Below are 19,771 nucleotides of genomic sequence, written 5' to 3' on the forward strand. Positions count from 1 at the left end.
CGTAGAATCAAGTTTCAAAAGGGGCTGTTCCGGAAATACAATCGGGACAGCCTCTTTTCATTCTGGTATGCCTCCTTTTTGCTGTCTGCCGCTTGGGTTAACGTGATTAAGTGTTGAAAAACGGTGGCATTGTGTAACTCGAGCTTTGGTTCCACGTCAAGCTGTTGTGTCTGGCGCTGCTTTCGCGAAACGCGCCTTTTTTTGTTATATTAAAAACCAAAATTTTTGACGAATCAACCTCCGCTACAGGCATGACTTATCGGAAATATTTCTCACTTTTTTTCAGGCTTTCGTCTATTCTGACGATGTTCATGCTGCTTCTTACCGGATGTGCGGGGAAAAAAAAGGTCTCTGAAAACAATCCGAACGCTTACAAAGTCGGCCTGGTGTTCGATGTTGGTGGTCGCGGAGACAAGTCGTTCAACGATTCGGCTTATAACGGTCTTGAACAGGCCAAGCAGAAGCTTGGAATACAGTTCGATTACATCGAGCCATCTGGCGAAGGCGCCGACCGCGAGGCAGCGTTGAGGCAGATGGCCGCCGATCCCGACGTAAAGCTGATCATTGGCGTCGGCCTGCTCTTTACCGATGACATCACAGCCATCGCGCGTGAGTTTCCTGACAAGAAGTTTGCCTGCATCGATTACAATCCGCAGCCGGGAGCACAGATTCCTTCGAACCTTTCCGGTATTACGTTCGAAGAGAAAAAGGGGTCGTTCCTTGCCGGGGCCATTGCGGCGCTCGAATCGAAGAGCGGCACCATCGGCTTCATCGGCGGCATGGATTCCAACATTATCAGGAAATTCGAGTCCGGCTACATCGAGGGAGCAAAGCATGTCAGGCCGGACATCAAGGTCATCACCAACTTCATCGGCATGACCGGCAGCGCCTTCAACGATCCGGCCAAAGGCAAGGAGATTGCGCTTGGCCAGTACAGCCAGGGAGCAGACATCATCTACCAGGCGGCAGGTGCGAGCGGCATGGGCGTCATCGAGGCGGCACGCGAATCGAAAAAGCTCGTGATCTGCACCGACATGGATCAGTCTTATCTTGCACCCGGCCGCGTCCTGACCAGCATGACCAAAGCTGTTGACAAGGCGGTGTTCACTACCGTCGAGGATGCGATGAATGGAAAGTTCCAGGGCGGCAAACAGCGGATTTTTGGTCTCGATGGCCGTTACACCGACTATGTCTGGAACAGCGGCAACGACAAGCTGATCGACCAGTCCGTGCACGAGCGCATTGAATCGATCCGCAAGGATATTCTGGACGGCAAGATCAAGGTTCAGGAGTAAAACGTCATCATAAGGCGGGTATTGCTCCGGAGATCGAATCCAGGGCGTCATTCGTCAAAGTAACAGTTCTTCAATACCATACTGCATTTGTGAGAAAGAAAATAGTCGTCACCGGAGGCACCGGGTTCATTGGTTCCCGTCTTGTCCACCGGCTGGCTGCGTCGGGCGAAGATGTTCATGCGCTGGTCAGGGCCAGCTCCGATTTAGCCTCCCTTAAAGAGTGCCTTGACCGGGTCACTCTCGTTTACGGCGATGTGACGGATATTGCCTCGCTTTCCGGTGCCTTCGATGGGGCCGAAGAGGTCTATCATTGCGCCGGTATCACCTATATGGGCGACCGGAAAAATCCTCTTCTCCAAAGGATCAATGTTGAAGGCACACAGAATGTGCTCGATGCCTGTCGTCGGGCAAAGGTCAGGAGGGTGGTGCATGTGAGTTCCATCACGGCGGTGGGAATCAGCGGCCCGAACCGCAAGTTCAACGAGGAGAGTCGCTGGAATTTCGATACTATCGATCTGGAGTATGCCAGAACCAAACATGCTGCGGAAAAGATCGTCACCGCGGAGGTGAAAAAAGGTATGGACTGTGTCATTGTGGTGCCTGCGTTCGTCTTCGGGGCGGGTGATATCAATTTTAACGCCGGGCGCATCATCAAGGATGTCTACAAGCGCAAAATGCCGTTCTATCCTTTGGGCGGAATATGTGTAGTGGATGTGGAGATCGTGGTTGACTGTCTTATTACAGCCATGAAGAAAGGGCGGACGGGCGAGCGCTATATTGTCGGCGGCGACAATGTTTCGTTCAAAGAGCTGGCCCATACGATCATGGATGTCACCGGTGTGCACCAGCGTTCCTTTCCGCTGCCGATCTGGGCGGCTCATACGCTCAGTTTTCTCCTTAAGTTCCGTCCTGAAAGGAAAAAGATTTCGAAGCTGTTCAACATGACCATGTTCACTGTGGCCTCGAGATTTCTGTATTTCGATTCGTCGAAAGCCCAGCGGGAACTGGGTATGCGCTATGAACCGTTTGCAGAGAGCATCCGGCGGACATTCGAGTGGTACCGTGAGCGTCGTATGCTGAATTAAAGCCGTGTCTTATCTGACAGCAAGTATTGTCGTTTCCGGTGCGTCTCGGTAGCCGGCAAAAAGCCCTCAAACCTCAGCCATCGAGAGGAGGATTGTTCCATGCAAACCACCACTCCGTCGAATACCATCGTCGAAAGGGTAGCCGCCGACCTCAGTAAATATCCCCCGTTCGACCGCCTCAGTTCCGATAAAAACAGGCAGATCGCTGCAGCACTTTGCGTGGAGTATCACGAAGAGGGCGAGACGCTGTTCAGGAAAGGGGACGAGCTCGGCAGGTTTTCCTACATGGTCATGAAGGGTGCCGTGCGCCTGTTCGATTCGATTGATGGCGAAGAGGTGCTCGTCGATCTGTGCGACGAAGGTGACCTGTTCGGTGTGCGCGCCATATTTGGCACCAGCACTTACCTGCTCTCGGCGCAGGTGGTCGAGGAGAGCCTGCTGCTTGCCATTCCGGTCGAAACCATCAGGGAACTGGTTCAGTCGGAGCCATCGGTCGCGGCATACTTCACCGGTGCGATCGCCCGCAGCGTGCAGCATATCGAGCACTCCCTCTCCGAGGCCATCGACATGCGAAGGAGCCTGATGGAGCCCGGCGGCGGCAGCCTGCTCGCCAACGAGACGCTGGTGGTCGATCAGGTGCGCAACGTCATCACCTGTGCCCCCGATATTACGATCAGGGATGCGGCTAAGGTTATGTCAGAAAACAACATTGGCTCGATCATCGTCGCCGCGGAAAACCGCCATCCGCTCGGCATCATTACCGATACCGATCTGCGCAAGAAGGTGGTGGCGGTTGCCGGTCAGATCAACGAGCGTCCGGTGAGCGACATCATGACGAGCCCGGTCTACACTATCACCGCCGGAAAGACGGTGGCCGACATGATGATGCTCATGGTCAGGACCAAGCTTCGTCACTTCTGCATCACCGAAGACGGCACGGCAGACACACCGGTCATCGGCATCATCTCCGAGCACGACATCGTCACCTCCGAGGGGGTGAACCCTGCTGTGCTCATGAAGGCGATCACGCAGTCCGAAAGCATCGAACAGCTCGCCCAGGAGCGGGAGAAGGCAGAAAAGCTGCTGCGGACGTACATCGCTCAGGATGTGGCCATCCATTTCATCTCGAATATTTTCACCGAACTGAACGACGCGCTGATCGTCAAGGCGATTGAATTTTCGGTTGCAGAGATGAAACGGGAGGGAGTCAACCTGCCCGACATCGAGTTCTGCTGGCTCTCGCTCGGCAGCGAGGGGCGCAAGGAGCAATTGCTCAGAACCGACCTGGATAACGCCATTCTTTTCCGCGATCCCGAAAATGAGGCTTCGCGCGAGACCGTGCAGCGAGTATTTCTCGAACTCGGCAAACGGGTTACCGCCATTCTGGTTGCCTGCGGCTTCAAGCCATGCCCGGCGGAAATCATGGCGAGCAATCCTGAATGGTGCCAGCCGCTGAGCGGATGGATGAACTATTTCCGCAAATGGATCGGCACACCCGAACCGAAGGCTTTGATGAACTCGACCATCTTTTTCGACTTCAGACCGGTCTATGGGAGTACGGCCCTTGCTCTTGAAATGAAACGTGAGATCAATACAGAGATCGCGCGTGGTCGTGGGTTTTTACAATTCTTTGCGAAGAATGCCTTGCAGAATCCGCCACCACTGGGCTTTTTCCGGAACTTCCTGGTCGAGAAGAGCCGTGAGCACGCGCATGAGTTCGATATCAAGGCGCGCGCCATGATGCCGCTTTCGGATGTGCGGCCAGGGTGTTGGCGTGTGAATTCGGAGTGACCGATTTCCTTGGCACGGTCGAACGGTTCCGGCGTATCGGTCAGTTGCTGCCATCATTTCAGGAGCTTGCCGAAGAGGCAGCTCAAGGCTACGAGTTCCTTATGCGCCTGCGTACCGAGCACGGCCTGGCCGAAAACTCTTCTGGGCGATACATTGATCCGGAACACCTTAACAAGATGCAGCGCCAGGAGCTGAGAGATCTTTTTACAACCATTGGCAAGGTTCAAAGCATGCTGAACCTCCGTTACCAGCTCGACTACATCCGTGCTTGAGTTTGCCCGCAAAATCCAGGTGTCGAGGCGTTGCCGCAAGGGCTTGCTGCCGGAGAGCATTTGCCGGTACGTCAGCCTGTTCGACCACCCGTTACAGCGCAATACACCGCTTGATGAGCTGCGTTTCGTCATCTTCGATACCGAAACCAGCGGCTTCGATCTTGCCACGGACAGAATACTCTCGATTGGTGCAGTAGCCATGAAAGGTTCAACCATCGATATCGCCGATTCGTTCGAGGTGCTGCTTCGCCAGGATGCTATTGGCGGCAAGGATGCGGTCAGCGTGCACGGAATCCTGAAGCGGGATCTTACCAAAGGGATGGAGGAGGACGAGGCGGTATGCCGTTTTCTCGATTATCTCGGCAACGGGGTGATTGTGGCGCATCACGCTGATTTTGATATCGCCATGGTTGGCCGGGTGCTCTCGCGGCGGTACGGCATCAAGCTGTTTAACGAGGCGCTCGATACGGCCAGTTTTGCCAAGCGCCTCGAAAAAGGCCCCTACTACAATCTTGCTCACAAGAGCGGCGAGTACCGGCTTGACAACCTCTGCGCCCGCTACGGCATCCGCCTCTACGATCGCCACACCTCACCCGGTGACGCCTACCTCACCGCCCAGCTCTTCCAGCGCCTCCTCGCCGTCGGGCGCAAAGCAGGCATTGACACGCTTGGGAAGTTATTGCTGAAGTGAGAACGTGTCAGAGAAATCCGCTCTGATAATCGAAATCGGTTTCGCAGCCTTCATCGAACGGTCGAGATGAATCAAGTTCCGATAGCGATTTGGATATGGAAGAATGAAAGAGATATTGGTCAGGATCGGGATAGCGACAGGCGGGCGAGTAACATCATGCGTGGGGAGGTCGCTTCGTCAAACGTGCTGCCCTCATAATCACCGACCATCCGTTCGACGGCAAAGCCGCCCGATTCGAGGAGCGCGATGGCTTCAGCCGGGCTGTATATCCGGACCGACTCGGTAAAAGAGTGCTCCCTGCCGTTTGCCTCATGCAGGGTGATCCTTTTGGTGACATGCCGTTCGGAAAGCGTGCGCTCTTCGATAATCGACAGCGATGCGGAGTTTCGTTCAGTGCGCGGGGTAAACTGGCTTTTCAGTTGCGCGGGATTGATCAGGTCAAGCACGTACCAGCCGCCGGGGCTGAGCAGGGAAGATATATTGGCGATCACATCACGATCTTCCTGATCGGTCTCGAAGTAGCCGAAACTTGAAAACAGTTGAGCGATGAGGTCAAACTGGCGTTCGAAGCGGATCGTTCTCATATCCTGCCGGCTGAACTCCATTTCGATTCCCTCTGTCGTTGCCTGCTCTCTGGCTTGGCCGAGCAGGTAGGGAGAGAGGTCATTGGCCGTGACACGCAGGCCTGTGCGGGCGAAGGAAAGCGCATGGCGTCCCGCGCCGCAGGCGATGTCGAGAATGGAGTGCGGGGGCTGCTCTGCCGGATCGATGCCGGTCAGGTCGAGAATGGTGCGCACGCAGCGCTCCGCCTCTTCGGCGTCGCGGTGATGATAAACCTTGAGATAGAGGGGATGGTCGAACCACTCTTCGAACCATTCCCGGGCGTTTTCTTCCCGGGAATGAGATTGGTGATCACTCATGAGATGAGATCAGATAATAAAAAGCAGGGGAGCTTTGCCGGGATTACTTACCCTGGCCAGCCATCGCTTTTTTCAGGACGTCGAGTTCGTTCTCGCCGTTGGGAATGCGGACGCTCTTCTCGACGAATTTCCATGCATTGGTTTTTTCGGACTTCACCGAATAGACCAGCTTCGCCATTTTGAAATCAACAGTGCCTTTTTTCTGCTTGTCACCGAACGTTTGTTTCTTGGCCATAGGTCGTGTATATAAAATGCTGTGGGTTGATGCTGTACAACAAATTCAACTAAAAAGATACCGAAAGTAAGAAAAATAGTTTTAAAAAAAAAGATAAAACACTTCGTTTCCATTTGGCGCGCTCAGCGCATGATAAGCTTGCCGTTATGGTAGATACCCAGTGCTCTGCCTTTGAGCTTGCGTCCCATGAAGGGAGTGTTTCTCGATTTTGAGCCGAAATCCGATTCGCTGACTCTCCACTCGCAGTCGGGATCGATGATTGTGAGGTTGGCTTTGTGGTCCGCTTGGAAGAGGATGGTCTCGAGGCCCATGATGCGTCTCGGATTGGTTGAGAGCAGCTCGATGGCTTGCGACAGGGTGATGACTCCTTTGTCCACCAGTTCGGTGATGGTAAGGCCGAGTGATGTTTCAAGGCCGATGATGCCGAACGCCGCCTGATCGGGCGGACACTCTTTTTCGTGCTTGGCATGGGGTGCGTGGTCGGTGGCGATGGCATCGATGGTGCCGTCCCGCAATCCCTCGATGAGGGCGTCGCGATTTTCCACCGAGGCGAGCGGGGGCTTCATGATGAAGTTTCCCTTCTCGATGGCATTGGCCAGGTCGCGCTCGGTCAGGGTGAAGTGGTGTGGCGTCACTTCGCAGGTGACCTTCAAGCCTGCGGCTTTTGCCTTGCGCACCAGAGCGACCGATTCTGCGGTGCTGATGTGCGCTACGTGGTAGCGCGGTTCCGCTACGGCTCCGTTCAGTTTGTGCTTTTTCAGCCAGGCGATGAGTTGCAGGTCGCGGGCGATCATGATCGGTTCGGCCACTTCGGGAATGCCTTTCAGCCCGAGCATTGCCGATACAACACCGTCGTTCATGATGCCTCCTGCGGTGAGATGCTTGTCTTCGGCGTGCTGGATAAGGAGCAGGTCGAAGTTGGCGGCATATTCGATTGCGAGGCGCATGATCTGTGAACTCTGGATGGCCGTACCGTCATCCGAAACGGCCTTGATGCCGTATGAGGCGTATTTACCATAGGGCGCGAGCGCTTCGCCTCGGCTTTCGGCGGTCATGGCGCCGATCACCTCGAGGTCGATCGGCAGTCCGGCGCTGTGATGGCGGATGTAGGCTACGCCGAGCGGGCTGTCGATGACCGGCCTGGTATTCGGCATGAGCGCCACGCCGGTGAAGCCTCCGGCCACAGCCGCGGCGGAACCGGTTTCAAGCGTCTCCTTGTATTCCTGTCCGGGTTCCCTGAAGTGGCAGTGCATATCGAAAAGGCCGGGAGCGAGCACCTTGCCTGCAAGATCGATGACGTTATCGCCCGCCTGCGCCGTGATTGATTCACCGCCAGTCGCGACCGCATCGATGAGGCCGTCGTCGCCTATCTTTATCGAACCGACGGTATCGAGATTTTCAGCGGGATTCAGAAGTCTTGCGTTCAGAAACAGAGTGCTCATGGTCGGGAATGAATAGTTCAGGAAACAGTCGCCTGGAGCGATACCAGTATCTTTGCCTGCGAATGGTCGTCGCCGGTTTCAAGTGAAACGTCGAGACGGTCGCCCGGCAGCACGCTTCCGACGCCCGCCGGAGTACCGGTAAAGACAAGGTCTCCGGCTCGCAGCCCGTAAATATACGATAAATAATGCACCAGATAGGCCGGTGAAAAGGTCATTTTCGAGACCTTCGAGTACTGCTTCTGCTTTCCGTTCAGCCGGAGCGAAATGGCGAGTTCAGTCCACGGCCCTGCCGTTTCCGGAGCGATAAACTCCGAGACGAGTGCGCTCTGGCGGAAACCTTTGCTTTTCAACCAGGGATTTCCGGCATTTTTGGCTTCGAGCTGCACATCGCGCAGCGTCATGTCGAGCCCGGCGGCGTAACCGGCGATGATCGCCGAAGCGTCGTCAAGCGATACACCATCCGCATCAGCGCCAATCAGCAGTACCAGCTCGCCTTCGTAATGAAGGCTCTTGCTTACCGCCCGCCCTTCGAACCATGGTATCGAGGTGCAGTCGTCAGTCGAGAGCGCCGTGCCGGGTTTCATAAAGATAATTGGCTCCTCTTCATGCAGCGGCTCGGGCTTGTCAGTCTCCCATGAAGCCATTTCACGAGCGTGATCGGGGTAATTTTTGCCGACACAGTAAATCGAGCGATGAACGGCTGGTTTTGACAGATATGAAAATGTTTTCATCCTATTGACGTGTTGACAGAAGAAGTGATTTGCATTACAGGGAAAAAATACGGCCCACGAATTTTCGCTTTTTGCAGGAACGGGGGCAAGGCTGGATATTGTTGATATATTACGATTATGTTCGGAAAGGTCATGCTGGTCATGCTGTATATGAATAATCTTGCGGTTGGCATGAAGGTCAGAATATCGATCAGGAGTTCGCTGGCAGTCTCTAACCGACTCCAGCTTCACAGTTAAAAAATTTTATTCCTGATTTCCATGAACAAAAAAGAGTCAATTTCTGACCAGGAATCGGAGCCCGGGAGCCAGACCTCCAAAACCACTCAGGCGTTCGAGATGTTGCGCAGATCGGTTCCGGAGTGGAATCGCTACAGGCAGGAGCATCCCGGTGAGATCATCGAGTTCAATAAAAAAGATTTCAGCGAGACCGATCTTTCCGGAGCCAACCTGAGCGGCGCGAGTTTCAAGGCGGCCAATTTCAGCGGAGCCAACCTCAGCAGGGTTTCGTTCCGGGATGCGAAGCTGAACGGCGCGGACTTTGCTGGCGCGGATTTGCGGCAGAGCGATCTGTCGAACGCCGATATCAGCGGAGCAAATCTTGTCAGGGCCGACATGAGCGAAGCGATTCTGGATGGCGCCAATCTCAGCATGACCGATCTCAATCATGCCAATCTGAAAAGGGCGATTCTCACGCAGTCCAAGCTCAACTGCGCCAACCTCAACGAGTGCGATATGCGCGAGGCGCTCTTGAGCTGGGCTGATTTGTCCGGCGTGGCATTGAACATGGCAAACGTTGGAGAGGCCAATCTGCATGACACCAAGCTTGATGAGGCTGATCTTTTGGGGGCGGATTTACACGACACGGATATGCATGACTCAGATATGCATGAGTCTGATCTCAGGGATGCCAATCTTCATCACGCCAATCTACATCATGTCAATCTTCATCATGCCGATCTGAGCGAAGCCGATTTGGGCGAAGCTGATCTGAGCGAAGCCGATCTTGGAGACGCCAGACTTCGCTGGACCAATCTCAAAGGCGCAAACCTGAGTGGCGCTGATTTCAGCATGGCGAACCTGAACGGCGCGAATCTGACGGGAGCCAGCCTCTGTGGCGTTGACTTTACCGGTGCCAATCTCTGCGACGCCAATCTGGAGAACGCTAATCTTTGTTTGGCAAATTTCAGGGGTACGGAGCTGAATATGACAAATCTGAGCGGATCGGAGACCTTTCACACCTGTTTCATGAATGTCGATCTCAGAACGGTCAAGGGGCTTGACGCCATCAATCACCGGGGGCCATCGGAGGTCAGCATCAGCACCCTGTACCGTTCGCAAGGGCAACTCTCCGAGGCCTTCATGCGCGGCTGTGGCGTACCCGAGGGCATGATCGATCACGTCAGATCTATCTCCGGCAAAACGTTCGATTACCTCTCATGCATCATCAGCCACAGCACGCGAGACAAGAAATTTGTCGCACGTCTGTACGCCGATTTGCAGAAGGAAGGAATCCGGTGCTGGCTTTGCCCCGACACCCTCAAAAGTAATCGCTATCTCGATGAGCACATCGACCGCACCAGTCAGTGCTGTGAAAAGATGCTGCTGATTGTTTCCAAAACCAGCATGAAGGGGGAGTGGCTGAAAAATGCGATTTTCAAAGGTGTGCAGCGTGAATCAAGAGAGAACCAGCGGCGGCTTTTTCCGGTGAACCTGGTCAGGGAGAGCAAGTTCGACGAGTGGGATTTGACCGATCACGAGAGCGGGCGGAATTTTGGAAGGGAGCTGAAGAAACATTTCATCCCCTCGTTTTATGGCTGGGAACACGACAACGATCTCTATCTCCGGGAGCTGAAACAGCTCGTCGCCACGCTGAAATCGACCGATACGGGACGTTCCTGCCAGTTGTGAAAAACTATTCGGCGCCCGGCTTTCGATAACACAACAAAAAGCCCTTTACAACCTCGTGGCGTAAAGGGCTTTATTTTTAATCAGTCTGGTTCACGATTCCGTCATCGCGAATTTGCCTGAGCAGTTTACTGCTTCGGAGCGAGCGCCGTGGTAATGGCTTTGGTGACGCCTTCGACGATCTGCGTTGCCGAATTGATGGTGGTCGTGCAGAGCTGCACACATGCGTTGGTTACCGGTTGAACCGTGTCGGTGGCTGTTTTGACTGCGCTTCCGGCCATGTTGGTTGACTGCTGGGCCAGGTCGCCCACAGCTGTGAAGAGGTCGCCAAATACGCCGATGTTTCCCGATTCGTTTGCCATAGTGGTCAGTATTTATGTGTTGAAAAAAGATTTGAAATACCTGAAGCGAACCGCGCTTTAAACAGCGAGAGCAAAAGCGCAGGCTAATTTTCTCTAAATGTAATACAATCCTTTCTTATTTCACATAAATGAAAAAGGTCGGGAGAGCATAGCGAAGTGCCGGAGTGGTCATGACGCCGGTGATTCCGAGCGCGGAAAGAGCGGGTGCGAGAAATGCCGCCGCGCTGCGGTATCGTGTTCAGATTTATTATCTTACAAGTTTACTGCAACGAAACCGCCTGTCGCTGGCTGAGATGGCAGGCAAGAGTGAGAGGATTGTTTCTGCATGGAATCTGTACAGGAGCGCAAAGCCGAATTACGGAAAAAGCTGCTCACGAAGCGCAGGGCGCTGCCGAGGTCGCAGTGGCTTGCCGAGAGCGAACAGATTCAGACGCAAGCCGCATCCTTGCCGCTTCTTCGTGAGGCGAGGAGGATTCATTGCTACGTCTCGATGGAGCACAACCGCGAGGTACGCACGTTTGAGCTACTCGAAAGGCTTGCACTCGAAGGGAAAGCGGTGTATATGCCTTATATTGAAAAAGGGTTTATGAAGGCAGCTATTTACCATTCCGCGCAAAAGTTCAGGATTTCGGTATCGGCTCCTGCCACTCCTGAGCCGCTCGTGCTATCGGGAGAGGAGCGTTTCGACGTGGTCTTTGTGCCGCTCGCGGGTTTTGACCGGAGTGGAGGGCGGATCGGTTTTGGAAAGGGTTGGTATGACCGCTTTTTCTGCCGACTGTCAATGAACGGCATCCATCCGGTGAAAATCGGCCTGGCATTCAGCTTTCAGGAGGTTCCGTCAGTGCCGAGTGATCCCTGGGACGAGCCGCTCGACATGGTAGTCACAGAAAATGAAATCATCAATTGCGAGCACAACAGCAAATGAGAGAGTTGGAAAACGGGACATTGGCTTCGGCGGCGATGGTTGAGCCGGATCTGCGCGATCCGTCGCTCTACGTGAACCGTGAGCTGAGCTGGATCGACTTCAACCAGCGAGTTCTCGAAGAGGCCCTCGACTCCGCCGCGCATCCATTGCTGGAGCGTATCAAGTTTATCTCGATCTTCAGCTCCAACCTCGATGAGTTTTTCATGATCCGCGTGGCCGGTCTCGACGACCAGTGCGCCGAGGGCATCACCGAGCGCTCAGTCGATGGCCTGACGCCCATGGAGATGGTCGAACGCATCCGCGAGCGCGTCATCGAGCAGATCCGGCAGCGTAACGTCTGTTTTTTTGAGGAGATCATTCCGGCGCTCAAGAGGAGAGGAATCGAATTTGTCAGCCCATCATCGCTTTCGGAGCATCAGCAGCAGGTTCTCCGTGACTATTTCAGAAAGGAGATATTTCCGGTTCTGACTCCGCTGGCGTTCGATACGGGCCACCCTTTTCCCTTCATGTCCAACCTCTCGCTGAACCTTGCAATCGAGCTCGAAGATGAGGAGTGCGGATCGATCAAGTTTGCTCGAGTCAAGGTTCCCGGTATCCTGTCGAGAATTATCAGGCTCGACCAGATCGAAGGACTTGGCTTTGGCGATGACCGCATACGCCTTTTGTTGCTCGAAGACCTGGTTGAGCACAACCTCGACCAGCTCTTTCCGAGAATGCGCATCCTGCAGTGCCACCCTTTCAGGATCATCCGCGATGCGGATATCGAGATCGAGGAGGACGAGGCCGGCGATCTGCTTGAAAGCATCGAGCAGGGTGTGCGCTCCCGTCGCTACGGCAAGGTGGTACGTCTCGATATCAATCCCGACATGCCGCACTCCATCCGGAGCCTCCTGGTCAAAAACCTCGAAACCTACGAGCGGAACGTCTACGAAATCGGCGGCGTGCTTGGCATGAGCGCGCTGATAGAGCTGCTTAAAATCGACCGGCCCGATCTGAAAGACGAACTTTTCGTGCCGAACAATCCGCTCGATGACAAGCGGACTGCTGACATATTTGCTGAAATGCGCTCCGGCGATATGCTGCTGCATCACCCATACGACTCGTTCAAGCCGGTGGTTGATCTTATCTGGCAGGCGGCGCGCGATCCCGATGTGCTTTCGATCAAGCAGACGCTCTACCGGGTTGGCAGCAACTCGCCGGTGGTCAAGGCGCTGATGTTTGCCGCCGAGCAGCGCAAGCAGGTGGCGGTGCTGGTCGAGCTGAAGGCGCGGTTTGACGAGGAAAACAACATTCTCTGGGCACGGGCGCTTGAAGATGCCGGAGCGCATGTGGTCTACGGCCTGCCCGGTCTGAAAACTCACGCCAAGCTGACAATGATCGTGCGGCGGGAGCAGGAGGGGCTTCGCCACTACCTCCATCTCGGCACCGGCAACTATAACACCGTGACCGCGAGAATCTATACCGATTACAGCTATCTGACGACCGACCCGGTGCTTGCCGATGACGTCACCGAGCTGTTCAACTCGCTGACCGGCTACTCGAAGCATCGTGAATACCGTTCCCTTATCGTTTCACCGCTCAATACCCGGCGATGGATCATGGAGATGATCCGCCACGAAGTCGAACACCAAAAGCACACCGGCAACGGAAGGATCGTCATGAAGATGAATGCACTGGTCGACGAGGAGATCATCCGGGCGCTTTACCGCGCCTCGATGACCGGCGTGAAGATCGATCTGGTCATCCGGGGTATCTGCTGCCTCAAGCCTGGTATTCCCGGCATCAGCGAAAACATCCGGGTCATCAGCGTGATCGGAAGATTTCTTGAACACAGCCGGGTCTATTATTTTAATAACGGAGACCAGGCCCGGATTTTCTTGGGCAGCGCGGACATCATGCCGCGCAACCTCGACAAGCGGGTCGAGACGCTTTTTCCCGTTATTGAACCGCGCCTGGTTGAATCGATCAAATCCGATCTTGAGCTGACCTTGGGCGATAACCGCAAATCGTGGCAGATGCAGCCGGACGGAACCTATATCAGAAAACGGGGCGGGCGGCCGGCAGTCGACAGCCAGAGGCTGTTCATGCGGCGTTCTCTTCGGAGGAAGAAAAACATCAAAACAAAGGTTAAAGGATTATGAAAATTGCAGTTGGAAGCGATCATGCGGGGGTTGAGCTGAAGAGGTTCGTGCTCTCATGGCTTGAGAAGCATGGCTATGATTTCGAAGATATGGGACCTTATTCCGCCGAATCAGTCGATTATCCCGATTACGGCCACAAGGTTGCCGAAGCGGTCGCCTGCGGGGATTTCGATCAGGGAATTCTGATGTGCGGCACCGGCATCGGCATCTCCATTGCAGCCAACAAGGTGAAGGGTATCCGTGCGGCCAACGTGTGTAATCCGGAGTATGCGGCACTGGCGCGTCAGCACAACAACGCCAATGTGCTCGCATTCGGCGCGCGCTTCAACGACGAAGCGAGCGTCGCGAAGATTCTCGAAAGCTGGTTCGCGTCAGAATTCGAGGGAGGACGCCATCAGCGCCGCATCGATAAAATCGAATTTTGCTGCTGAATGTCGGTGACCTTCTCACATCTGGCCGAGACGGACTATCCGGTTTTCATCCTCGGCGGTTCGACAGCTGACGCGGCAAGGCGGCTCGCGGCCTCGGGATGCGCCTGCGCTCCGGTGCTCGACGGCGAACGCTACCTTGGCATGGTTCACCTTTCCCGCTTGCTCGAAGGCAGAAAGGGGTGGCCTCCAGCGAAGGAGAAGCTCAGTGCGAAGATGCTTGACGCTGCCAAGTCTTACCAGCCAGACGATCAGCTTTTCGACAATCTCATCTCCGTGGCGTCGGCAAAGTGCGGCGTTGTGCCTCTTGCCGACGACGATGGCCGGTACGAGGGGGTGGTTTCCAGCAAGCGAATTCTCGGCTTCCTCGCCGAGCGCATACACTCCGGTGAGGGTGGCTCGACCATGGAGATCGAGGTGCCGCCGACCGGTGCGAAGCTGTCGGAGATCATTAACACCATCGAAAAAAACGACGCTTCGATCCTCAGCTTCACTTCGTGGCCTACAGGTGCGTCAGGCGAGGGCAGCATTATTTTTTTCAGGGTCGCCACCCATGACTTCTTCCGTCTGGTCAGGAACATGGAGAATTACGGATACATCATCCGATATCATTCATCGTTTCCGGACGCCGGTTACGATGAGCTTAGGGAAAAGGCGCTTGAATTTATCCACTACATGGACATGTAAGGCGCGACGACCAGGCGACATAATGACAGACACGGCTTTATGCAAAGTGAAGAGTTCAGTACCATCGCAGCCAGGGTTCGGGAGGCTGCACACAAAATCTATCCTGACGTAGCGGCACTGCGGCGTCACCTGCACAAACATCCCGAACTCTCCTACCAGGAGTTCAAGACAACCGCATGCATCAAGGAGTATCTCGCCGGACTCGGCATCGAGGCCGAGCCACCACTCATGGAGACGGGCGTGGTTGCGCTGCTTCGTGGCGAGGGTGCTCCGTCAACCGGCGAACGGCGAACGGTGGCGCTGCGGGCCGACATCGACGCCCTTCCGCTTCAGGAGGAGATCCGGCACGATTTCTGCTCGACGGTCGAGCGCTGCATGCACGCTTGCGGTCACGACATGCACACGGCAATGCTACTCGGCGCGGCTACGGTGCTCAACGGTATGAAGGCTTCGCTGAAAGGCGATGTGCTGCTGATTTTCCAGCCAGCCGAAGAGAAAGCACCTGGCGGAGCCAAACCACTGATCGATGCCGGACTGCTCAAGAAGTACAAGCCATCAGCGATCTTTGCGCAGCACTGTTTCCCGAACGTCCGAAGTGGTACCGTCGCCATGTGCAAGGGCGGTTTCATGGCCGCCGCTGACGAACTCTACGTTACGATTCACGGCCAGGGCGGTCACGCCTCCGCGCCGCACAAGACTCGTGATCCGATCCTTGCGTCGGCGCACGTCATCACGGCGCTCCAGCATCTGGTCAGCCGCGTCGCTCCGCCGCACGAATCTGCGGTGCTCTCCATTACCTCGATCAGCGGCGGTCACGCCACCAACATCATACCCGGCAAAGTGACCATGATGGGCACCATGAGAACCATGAACGAAGAGCTTCGGGCGCTTTTGCACAAGAAGTTTGAAAAAACGGTGCGGCAGGTTGCCGATGCATTCGACGTTGAGGCCGAAGTGGAGATCAGAAACGGCTATCCGGTGCTTTACAACGATCCATCCATGACCGACCTGGCATGGGAGGCTGGCAAGGAGTATCTTGGCGATGGCAACGTGCGCCAATCGGAGCCGGTCATGACCGCCGAGGATTTCGCTTATTATCTGCAAGAGTGCCCCGGAAGCTTTTGGCAGCTTGGCACGGGGCTTTCCGATTCCGCGCCGGGCAACCTGCTTCATTCACCAACCTTCGATCCGGATGAGCATGCGCTTGAAACCGGCGTCGGCATGATGAGCTACCTGGCGCTTCGGTATCTGGCGGGGTAACTGCTGTTTTTTATCTGCGTTGTGGTGTCGGTTCTTGTGGCAGCCCTTTGCCATCTGTGGGAAATGGAGAAAAAAAAGAGAGGCTGTCACGGGAAATCCCGAACAGCCTCTCTTTTGATTTGCAGGTGAAGCGTTCGTTTTACGCTTTGCCGTTGGAACCGAGCACGTTGACAATCTTGTGCATGTAGAGCTGCTTGAGTGCGTCGCGGGCCGGGCCGAGGTATTTGCGCGGATCGAACTCTTCCGGCTTTTCGTCGAGCACCTTGCGGACGGCGGCGGTCATGGCGAGGCGGCCGTCGGAGTCGATGTTGATCTTGCAGACCGCCGAGCGTGCAGCTTCGCGAAGCTGGTCTTCGCCGATGCCGACCGCATCCTTGAGCTTGCCACCGTGGGCGTTGATCATCTGTACCAGATCCTGCGGAACCGATGAAGCGCCGTGCAGCACGATGGGGAAGCCGGGAATGCGCTTCTCGATCTCGGCGAGGATGTCGAGTCTGATTTTGTGATCTTCACCCGGCTTGAACTTGAACGCGCCGTGCGAAGTGCCGATGGCGATGGCCAGGCTGTCCACGCCGGTCTTGCCGACGAAATCCTCGACCTGATCCGGCTCGGTGTAGGTGTGCGTCGCGGCGTGCACATCGTCCTCGATGCCGGCCAGCACGCCAAGTTCGCCCTCGACGGTTACGTCATATTGGTGCGCGTATTCGACCACCCGACGGGTTAGCGCCACATTGTCGTCATAACTGAGGTGTGAACCATCGATCATGACTGACGAGAAGCCGGTTTCGATGCAGTCTTTACAAAGCTCGAAGCTGTCGCCGTGGTCGAGGTGCAGTACGATCGGAATTTTGCAGCCGAGTTCGGCGGCGTATTCAACTGCGCCGGCAGCCAGATGGCGCAACAGCGTCTGGTTAGCGTAGCTACGAGCGCCTTTGGAAACCTGAAGGATTACCGGCGAAGCGGTCTCGACGCAAGCCATGACAATCGCCTGTAACTGTTCGAGATTGTTGAAGTTGTAGGCGGGAATGGCGTATCCGCCGCTTACAGCCTTTGCGAAAAGATCACGGCTGTTGACGAGGCCCAGCTCTTTATAACCGGTGATTTTCTTCATAGAGCGCTCTCCATTTGAGATTTTATGGTTTTCAAGTATAGATGTGAGAATTTTTGGAAGAATTTCCTGATTGCACAGAAACCTGTTATGCAGATACTGTATTTTTGTAATATAATACAACTGAGCAGGAATTGGTTAAACTACGGCCAGTCCGGCTTTGAATGAATTCACCAAAGCTTTACAGTCATTTTATGAAAAAGATACATAATGCACGTTACCCTGTTCTGTTTTTCCTGCTGATTCTAACCATCTCCTGGAATCACTCGATGGCTGCTGTCGGGAAAGCGGCTCAGCCAGTGCTTCTGAAGCCCACCTCGAACCAGGAGGAGGCTGCTCGTTACATCGCCCAGTACCTGCTTCAGAACCATTATCGCAAGGTGCCGGTCAACGACTCTCTCGCTCAGCAGATTTTCAAGCGTTATCTTGACAATCTCGACAGCAACCGCAGTTACTTTACCGCGCCAGAGGTTGAAAAGATCAGGCAGGAGATAGGTATTCATCTCGATGATAATTTCGTTTCCGGTAATCCTGCTGGAGGTTTCGCCATCTACAACCAGTTCCTGAAAAGGGCCAGAGAGAAGATGGCGTACATGAAAAGCACGCTTGAAACAGCGAAGTTTGATTTCACTGCCCCAGAGACGCTTGAACTCCAGCGAAGCAAGACCGCTCCTTGGCCGGCCAATCAAGCCGAACTGCACGACCTGTGGCGCAAGGAGCTGAAATACCTGTACCTGAGCACGAAGTTTTCGGGTGAAAAGGGGAAAAATATCAAGGCCGAAGTCATGAAAAGCCTTGACAACCGCCTCAAGCTCTTCAATCAGCAGAAGCCGGAAGACGCTTTCATGGCCTACATGTATGCCGTCACTACTTCATTCGATCCTCATACTAACTACTTCTCGCCGGATGAATACGAGAACTTCCAGATCGACATGAGCCGTTCGCTTGAAGGTATCGGTGCCAAGCTTCAGATGGAAAACGAATACACTGTAGTGAACGAAATCATTCCGGGCGGTCCGGCGTTCAAAAGTGGCCTTCTCAAAAAAGGCGACAAGATCGTTGGCGTCGGTCAGGGCGACAAGGGAGAGATCATCGATGTGATCGGATGGCGTATCAACGATGTCGTCAAAAAGATCAGAGGCCCAAAAGGCACCGTTGTCAGGCTCAAGATTCTTCCTGCCAGCCAGGCGGGCAAGGGGCCAGCAAGCATCATCCGACTGGTAAGAGCCAAGGTTGACTTGCAGGAGCAGGCTGCGCAGAAAAAGATCATCTACCAAAACGGGCACAAAATCGGCGTCATCGTTCTGCCGTCGTTCTACCTCGATTTCAAGGGAGAGCGGGAGAATGCCCAGAACTATACCAGCACCACCAAAGATGTGATCAAGATTCTCAATGATCTCAAGCGTGAGCAGGTTGAGGGCATCATCGTTGATCTGAGGGAAAACGGCGGCGGATCGCTCGAAGAGGCGGTCAATGTCACCGGCCTGTTCACCGGCAAGGGGCCGGTCGTGCAGGTCAGCAACGCTCTTGGCGGCAAGATGGTGTTGAATGACGAAAATTACCCGATGCTTTACCGAGGTCCGCTGGTGGTGCTGGTCAATCGCTACAGCGCATCGGCCTCGGAGATTTTCGCAGCGGCGATCCAGGATTACGGGCGAGGACTCATCGTTGGAGACAGAACCTTCGGCAAGGGTACCGTGCAGAGCATCGTCACCATCCAGAGACCATTCAGCATGTTCATGAAACAGGCTGACCTCGGCCAGCTCAAGCTGACCATCGCCAAGTTCTACCGCATCTCTGGCGGCAGTACCCAGCATATCGGCGTGTTGCCGGATATCGTTCTTCCATCCCTGATCGACCCGGAGGTGGTGGGCGAAGACACCTATACCAGCAGCCTCCCTTGGACAACCATCTCAAGGGCTGCCTATACACCATCAGGAGCCGTCACCAAAGAGGATATTGTTTTGTTGAAGAAGACGTTCGCCGAACAGTCCGCCAAAGACAAGCTCTACCAGTCCTATCTGGCCGATCTGGCAACTCTGAACCGTATCAGGCAGAAGAATAGCGTGTCGCTCCAGGAAAAAGGCTTTGAGGTAGAGAACAAGACGCTGAAAGAGATTCAGGATCGCTGGGGAGACTCGAGCGTCGATACCGGGAAAAAGAAGAAAACGGATTTCATTTTGCAGGAGGCTGCCGGAATTCTGGATGATCTCGTGGCGCTCAAGTCGCGCCCGGCAGTTCCCGTCGCCGCTCCGGTTGCGAGGCCTGCGGCAAGGCAAGCGGTTCCGGTGAGGTAACCGGCTGCACCAAGCAATAAAAAAAGGCGCTCGAACAGGGCGCCTTTTTTTATTGGGGAAAGTGGACGTTCTGGACGGCTTGGACGAGGTGGACAAGATTGGAAGCAGGCCGGGGCGGGCTTTATGCTCGCCCTGTTTTGGAAAACAGGGAACCTCGCAAGGGCAGCCGCGAGGGCTGCCCCTACAAGAGATTGTT

General features: G+C 54.9%; 18 protein-coding genes. 12 read left to right on the forward strand and 6 right to left on the reverse strand.

Annotated features, from left to right (window positions below):
• The first annotated feature begins 251 nt into the window (after positions 1-251).
• From NY406_RS04325 to NY406_RS04340, 5 genes are all read left to right on the forward strand, one after another.
• Positions 252-1,295 (forward strand): BMP family lipoprotein, encoded by a 1,044-nt coding sequence (locus NY406_RS04325; protein WP_411267090.1) that lies wholly within the window; start codon positions 252-254, stop codon positions 1,293-1,295.
• An 89-nt stretch (positions 1,296-1,384) separates the two neighbouring features.
• A complete protein-coding gene (locus NY406_RS04330; protein WP_260633510.1) occupies positions 1,385-2,380 on the forward strand; it encodes an SDR family oxidoreductase in 996 nt (331 codons plus the stop codon).
• A 99-nt stretch (positions 2,381-2,479) separates the two neighbouring features.
• Positions 2,480-4,171 carry a DUF294 nucleotidyltransferase-like domain-containing protein gene (locus tag NY406_RS04335; protein WP_317618665.1) on the forward strand — a complete coding sequence of 564 codons (1,692 nt, stop codon included), beginning with the start codon at positions 2,480-2,482 and terminating at the stop codon, positions 4,169-4,171.
• Entirely contained in the window at positions 4,168-4,443 is a 276-nt protein-coding gene (locus NY406_RS11180; RefSeq protein WP_317618666.1) for a putative nucleotidyltransferase substrate binding domain-containing protein, read from the forward strand. Before NY406_RS04335 ends, NY406_RS11180 begins: the two co-directional genes overlap by 4 nt.
• Positions 4,436-5,134, forward strand: coding sequence for a PolC-type DNA polymerase III (locus NY406_RS04340; protein ID WP_260633511.1), 699 nt, complete (start codon positions 4,436-4,438; stop codon positions 5,132-5,134). The genes NY406_RS11180 and NY406_RS04340 overlap by 8 nt, the downstream gene beginning before the upstream one ends.
• Before the next feature lie 119 nt (positions 5,135-5,253).
• Here NY406_RS04340 and NY406_RS04345 read toward each other — a convergent pair whose 3' ends face one another.
• From NY406_RS04345 to NY406_RS04360, 4 genes are all read right to left on the reverse strand, one after another.
• Entirely contained in the window at positions 5,254-6,054 is an 801-nt protein-coding gene (locus NY406_RS04345) for a class I SAM-dependent methyltransferase (protein ID WP_260633512.1), read from the reverse strand.
• A gap of 43 nt (positions 6,055-6,097) precedes the next feature.
• Positions 6,098-6,289 (reverse strand): hypothetical protein, encoded by a 192-nt coding sequence (locus NY406_RS04350; protein WP_010932719.1) that lies wholly within the window; start codon positions 6,287-6,289, stop codon positions 6,098-6,100.
• Between the two features lie 122 nt (positions 6,290-6,411).
• Entirely contained in the window at positions 6,412-7,731 is a 1,320-nt protein-coding gene (locus NY406_RS04355; protein WP_260633513.1) for a dihydroorotase, read from the reverse strand.
• Between the two features lie 17 nt (positions 7,732-7,748).
• Positions 7,749-8,462: a fumarylacetoacetate hydrolase family protein gene (locus tag NY406_RS04360; RefSeq protein ID WP_260633514.1), complete on the reverse strand. Its 714-nt coding sequence runs from the start codon at positions 8,460-8,462 to the stop codon at positions 7,749-7,751.
• A gap of 336 nt (positions 8,463-8,798) precedes the next feature.
• Here NY406_RS04360 and NY406_RS04365 point away from each other — a divergent pair, with 336 nt between their 5' ends.
• Positions 8,799-10,370: a pentapeptide repeat-containing protein gene (locus NY406_RS04365; protein ID WP_260633515.1), complete on the forward strand. Its 1,572-nt coding sequence runs from the start codon at positions 8,799-8,801 to the stop codon at positions 10,368-10,370.
• Between the two features lie 125 nt (positions 10,371-10,495).
• Here the strand turns inward: NY406_RS04365 and NY406_RS04370 are convergent, their stop codons facing one another.
• The gene (locus NY406_RS04370; RefSeq protein ID WP_260633516.1) at positions 10,496-10,729 is read right to left on the reverse strand and encodes a chlorosome envelope protein F; all 234 of its coding nucleotides are present in this window, start codon (positions 10,727-10,729) and stop codon (positions 10,496-10,498) included.
• Between the two features lie 325 nt (positions 10,730-11,054).
• Here NY406_RS04370 and NY406_RS04375 point away from each other — a divergent pair, with 325 nt between their 5' ends.
• The 5 genes from NY406_RS04375 to NY406_RS04395 are packed head-to-tail and all read left to right on the forward strand — an operon-like array spanning position 11,055 to position 16,170.
• The gene (locus NY406_RS04375; RefSeq protein WP_260633517.1) at positions 11,055-11,654 is read left to right on the forward strand and encodes a 5-formyltetrahydrofolate cyclo-ligase; all 600 of its coding nucleotides are present in this window, start codon (positions 11,055-11,057) and stop codon (positions 11,652-11,654) included.
• Entirely contained in the window at positions 11,651-13,795 is a 2,145-nt protein-coding gene (ppk1, locus tag NY406_RS04380) for a polyphosphate kinase 1 (RefSeq protein WP_260633518.1), read from the forward strand. The genes NY406_RS04375 and ppk1 overlap by 4 nt, the downstream gene beginning before the upstream one ends.
• Positions 13,792-14,226, forward strand: a complete 435-nt coding sequence (gene rpiB, locus NY406_RS04385; RefSeq protein ID WP_260633519.1) for a ribose 5-phosphate isomerase B — start codon at positions 13,792-13,794, stop codon at positions 14,224-14,226. Before ppk1 ends, rpiB begins: the two co-directional genes overlap by 4 nt.
• A complete protein-coding gene (locus tag NY406_RS04390) occupies positions 14,227-14,910 on the forward strand; it encodes a CBS domain-containing protein (RefSeq protein WP_260633520.1) in 684 nt (227 codons plus the stop codon). It abuts the gene before it with no gap.
• A gap of 39 nt (positions 14,911-14,949) precedes the next feature.
• Positions 14,950-16,170, forward strand: coding sequence for a M20 family metallopeptidase (locus NY406_RS04395; RefSeq protein WP_260633521.1), 1,221 nt, complete (start codon positions 14,950-14,952; stop codon positions 16,168-16,170).
• 139 nt (positions 16,171-16,309) lie between these two features.
• On the opposite strand, the gene NY406_RS04400 is transcribed toward NY406_RS04395, so the two are convergent.
• Entirely contained in the window at positions 16,310-17,281 is a 972-nt protein-coding gene (locus tag NY406_RS04400) for a class II fructose-bisphosphate aldolase (RefSeq protein WP_260633522.1), read from the reverse strand.
• 266 nt (positions 17,282-17,547) lie between these two features.
• On the opposite strand from NY406_RS04400, the gene NY406_RS04405 reads away from it, so the two are divergent.
• Positions 17,548-19,575 (forward strand): carboxy terminal-processing peptidase, encoded by a 2,028-nt coding sequence (locus NY406_RS04405; protein WP_260633743.1) that lies wholly within the window; start codon positions 17,548-17,550, stop codon positions 19,573-19,575.
• Positions 19,576-19,771: the final 196 nt, after the last annotated feature.

The organism is Chlorobaculum sp. MV4-Y (genome assembly GCF_025244685.1).
Classification (GTDB): Bacteria; Bacteroidota; Chlorobiia; order Chlorobiales; family Chlorobiaceae; genus Chlorobaculum.

Coding starts and splice junctions, on each gene's coding strand:
- NY406_RS04405 (WP_260633743.1), top strand. CDS start 17,548: ATGGCTGCTGTCGGGAAAGCGGCTCAGCCAGTGCTTCTGAAGCCCACC.
- NY406_RS04375 (WP_260633517.1), top strand. CDS start 11,055: ATGGAATCTGTACAGGAGCGCAAAGCCGAATTACGGAAAAAGCTGCTC.
- rpiB (WP_260633519.1), top strand. CDS start 13,792: ATGAAAATTGCAGTTGGAAGCGATCATGCGGGGGTTGAGCTGAAGAGG.
- NY406_RS04335 (WP_317618665.1), top strand. CDS start 2,480: ATGCAAACCACCACTCCGTCGAATACCATCGTCGAAAGGGTAGCCGCC.
- NY406_RS04350 (WP_010932719.1), bottom strand. CDS start 6,289: ATGGCCAAGAAACAAACGTTCGGTGACAAGCAGAAAAAAGGCACTGTT.
- NY406_RS04355 (WP_260633513.1), bottom strand. CDS start 7,731: ATGAGCACTCTGTTTCTGAACGCAAGACTTCTGAATCCCGCTGAAAAT.
- NY406_RS04395 (WP_260633521.1), top strand. CDS start 14,950: ATGCAAAGTGAAGAGTTCAGTACCATCGCAGCCAGGGTTCGGGAGGCT.
- NY406_RS04360 (WP_260633514.1), bottom strand. CDS start 8,462: ATGAAAACATTTTCATATCTGTCAAAACCAGCCGTTCATCGCTCGATT.
- NY406_RS04390 (WP_260633520.1), top strand. CDS start 14,227: ATGTCGGTGACCTTCTCACATCTGGCCGAGACGGACTATCCGGTTTTC.
- NY406_RS04345 (WP_260633512.1), bottom strand. CDS start 6,054: ATGAGTGATCACCAATCTCATTCCCGGGAAGAAAACGCCCGGGAATGG.
- NY406_RS04400 (WP_260633522.1), bottom strand. CDS start 17,281: ATGAAGAAAATCACCGGTTATAAAGAGCTGGGCCTCGTCAACAGCCGT.
- NY406_RS04325 (WP_411267090.1), top strand. CDS start 252: ATGACTTATCGGAAATATTTCTCACTTTTTTTCAGGCTTTCGTCTATT.
- ppk1 (WP_260633518.1), top strand. CDS start 11,651: ATGAGAGAGTTGGAAAACGGGACATTGGCTTCGGCGGCGATGGTTGAG.
- NY406_RS04370 (WP_260633516.1), bottom strand. CDS start 10,729: ATGGCAAACGAATCGGGAAACATCGGCGTATTTGGCGACCTCTTCACA.
- NY406_RS04365 (WP_260633515.1), top strand. CDS start 8,799: ATGTTGCGCAGATCGGTTCCGGAGTGGAATCGCTACAGGCAGGAGCAT.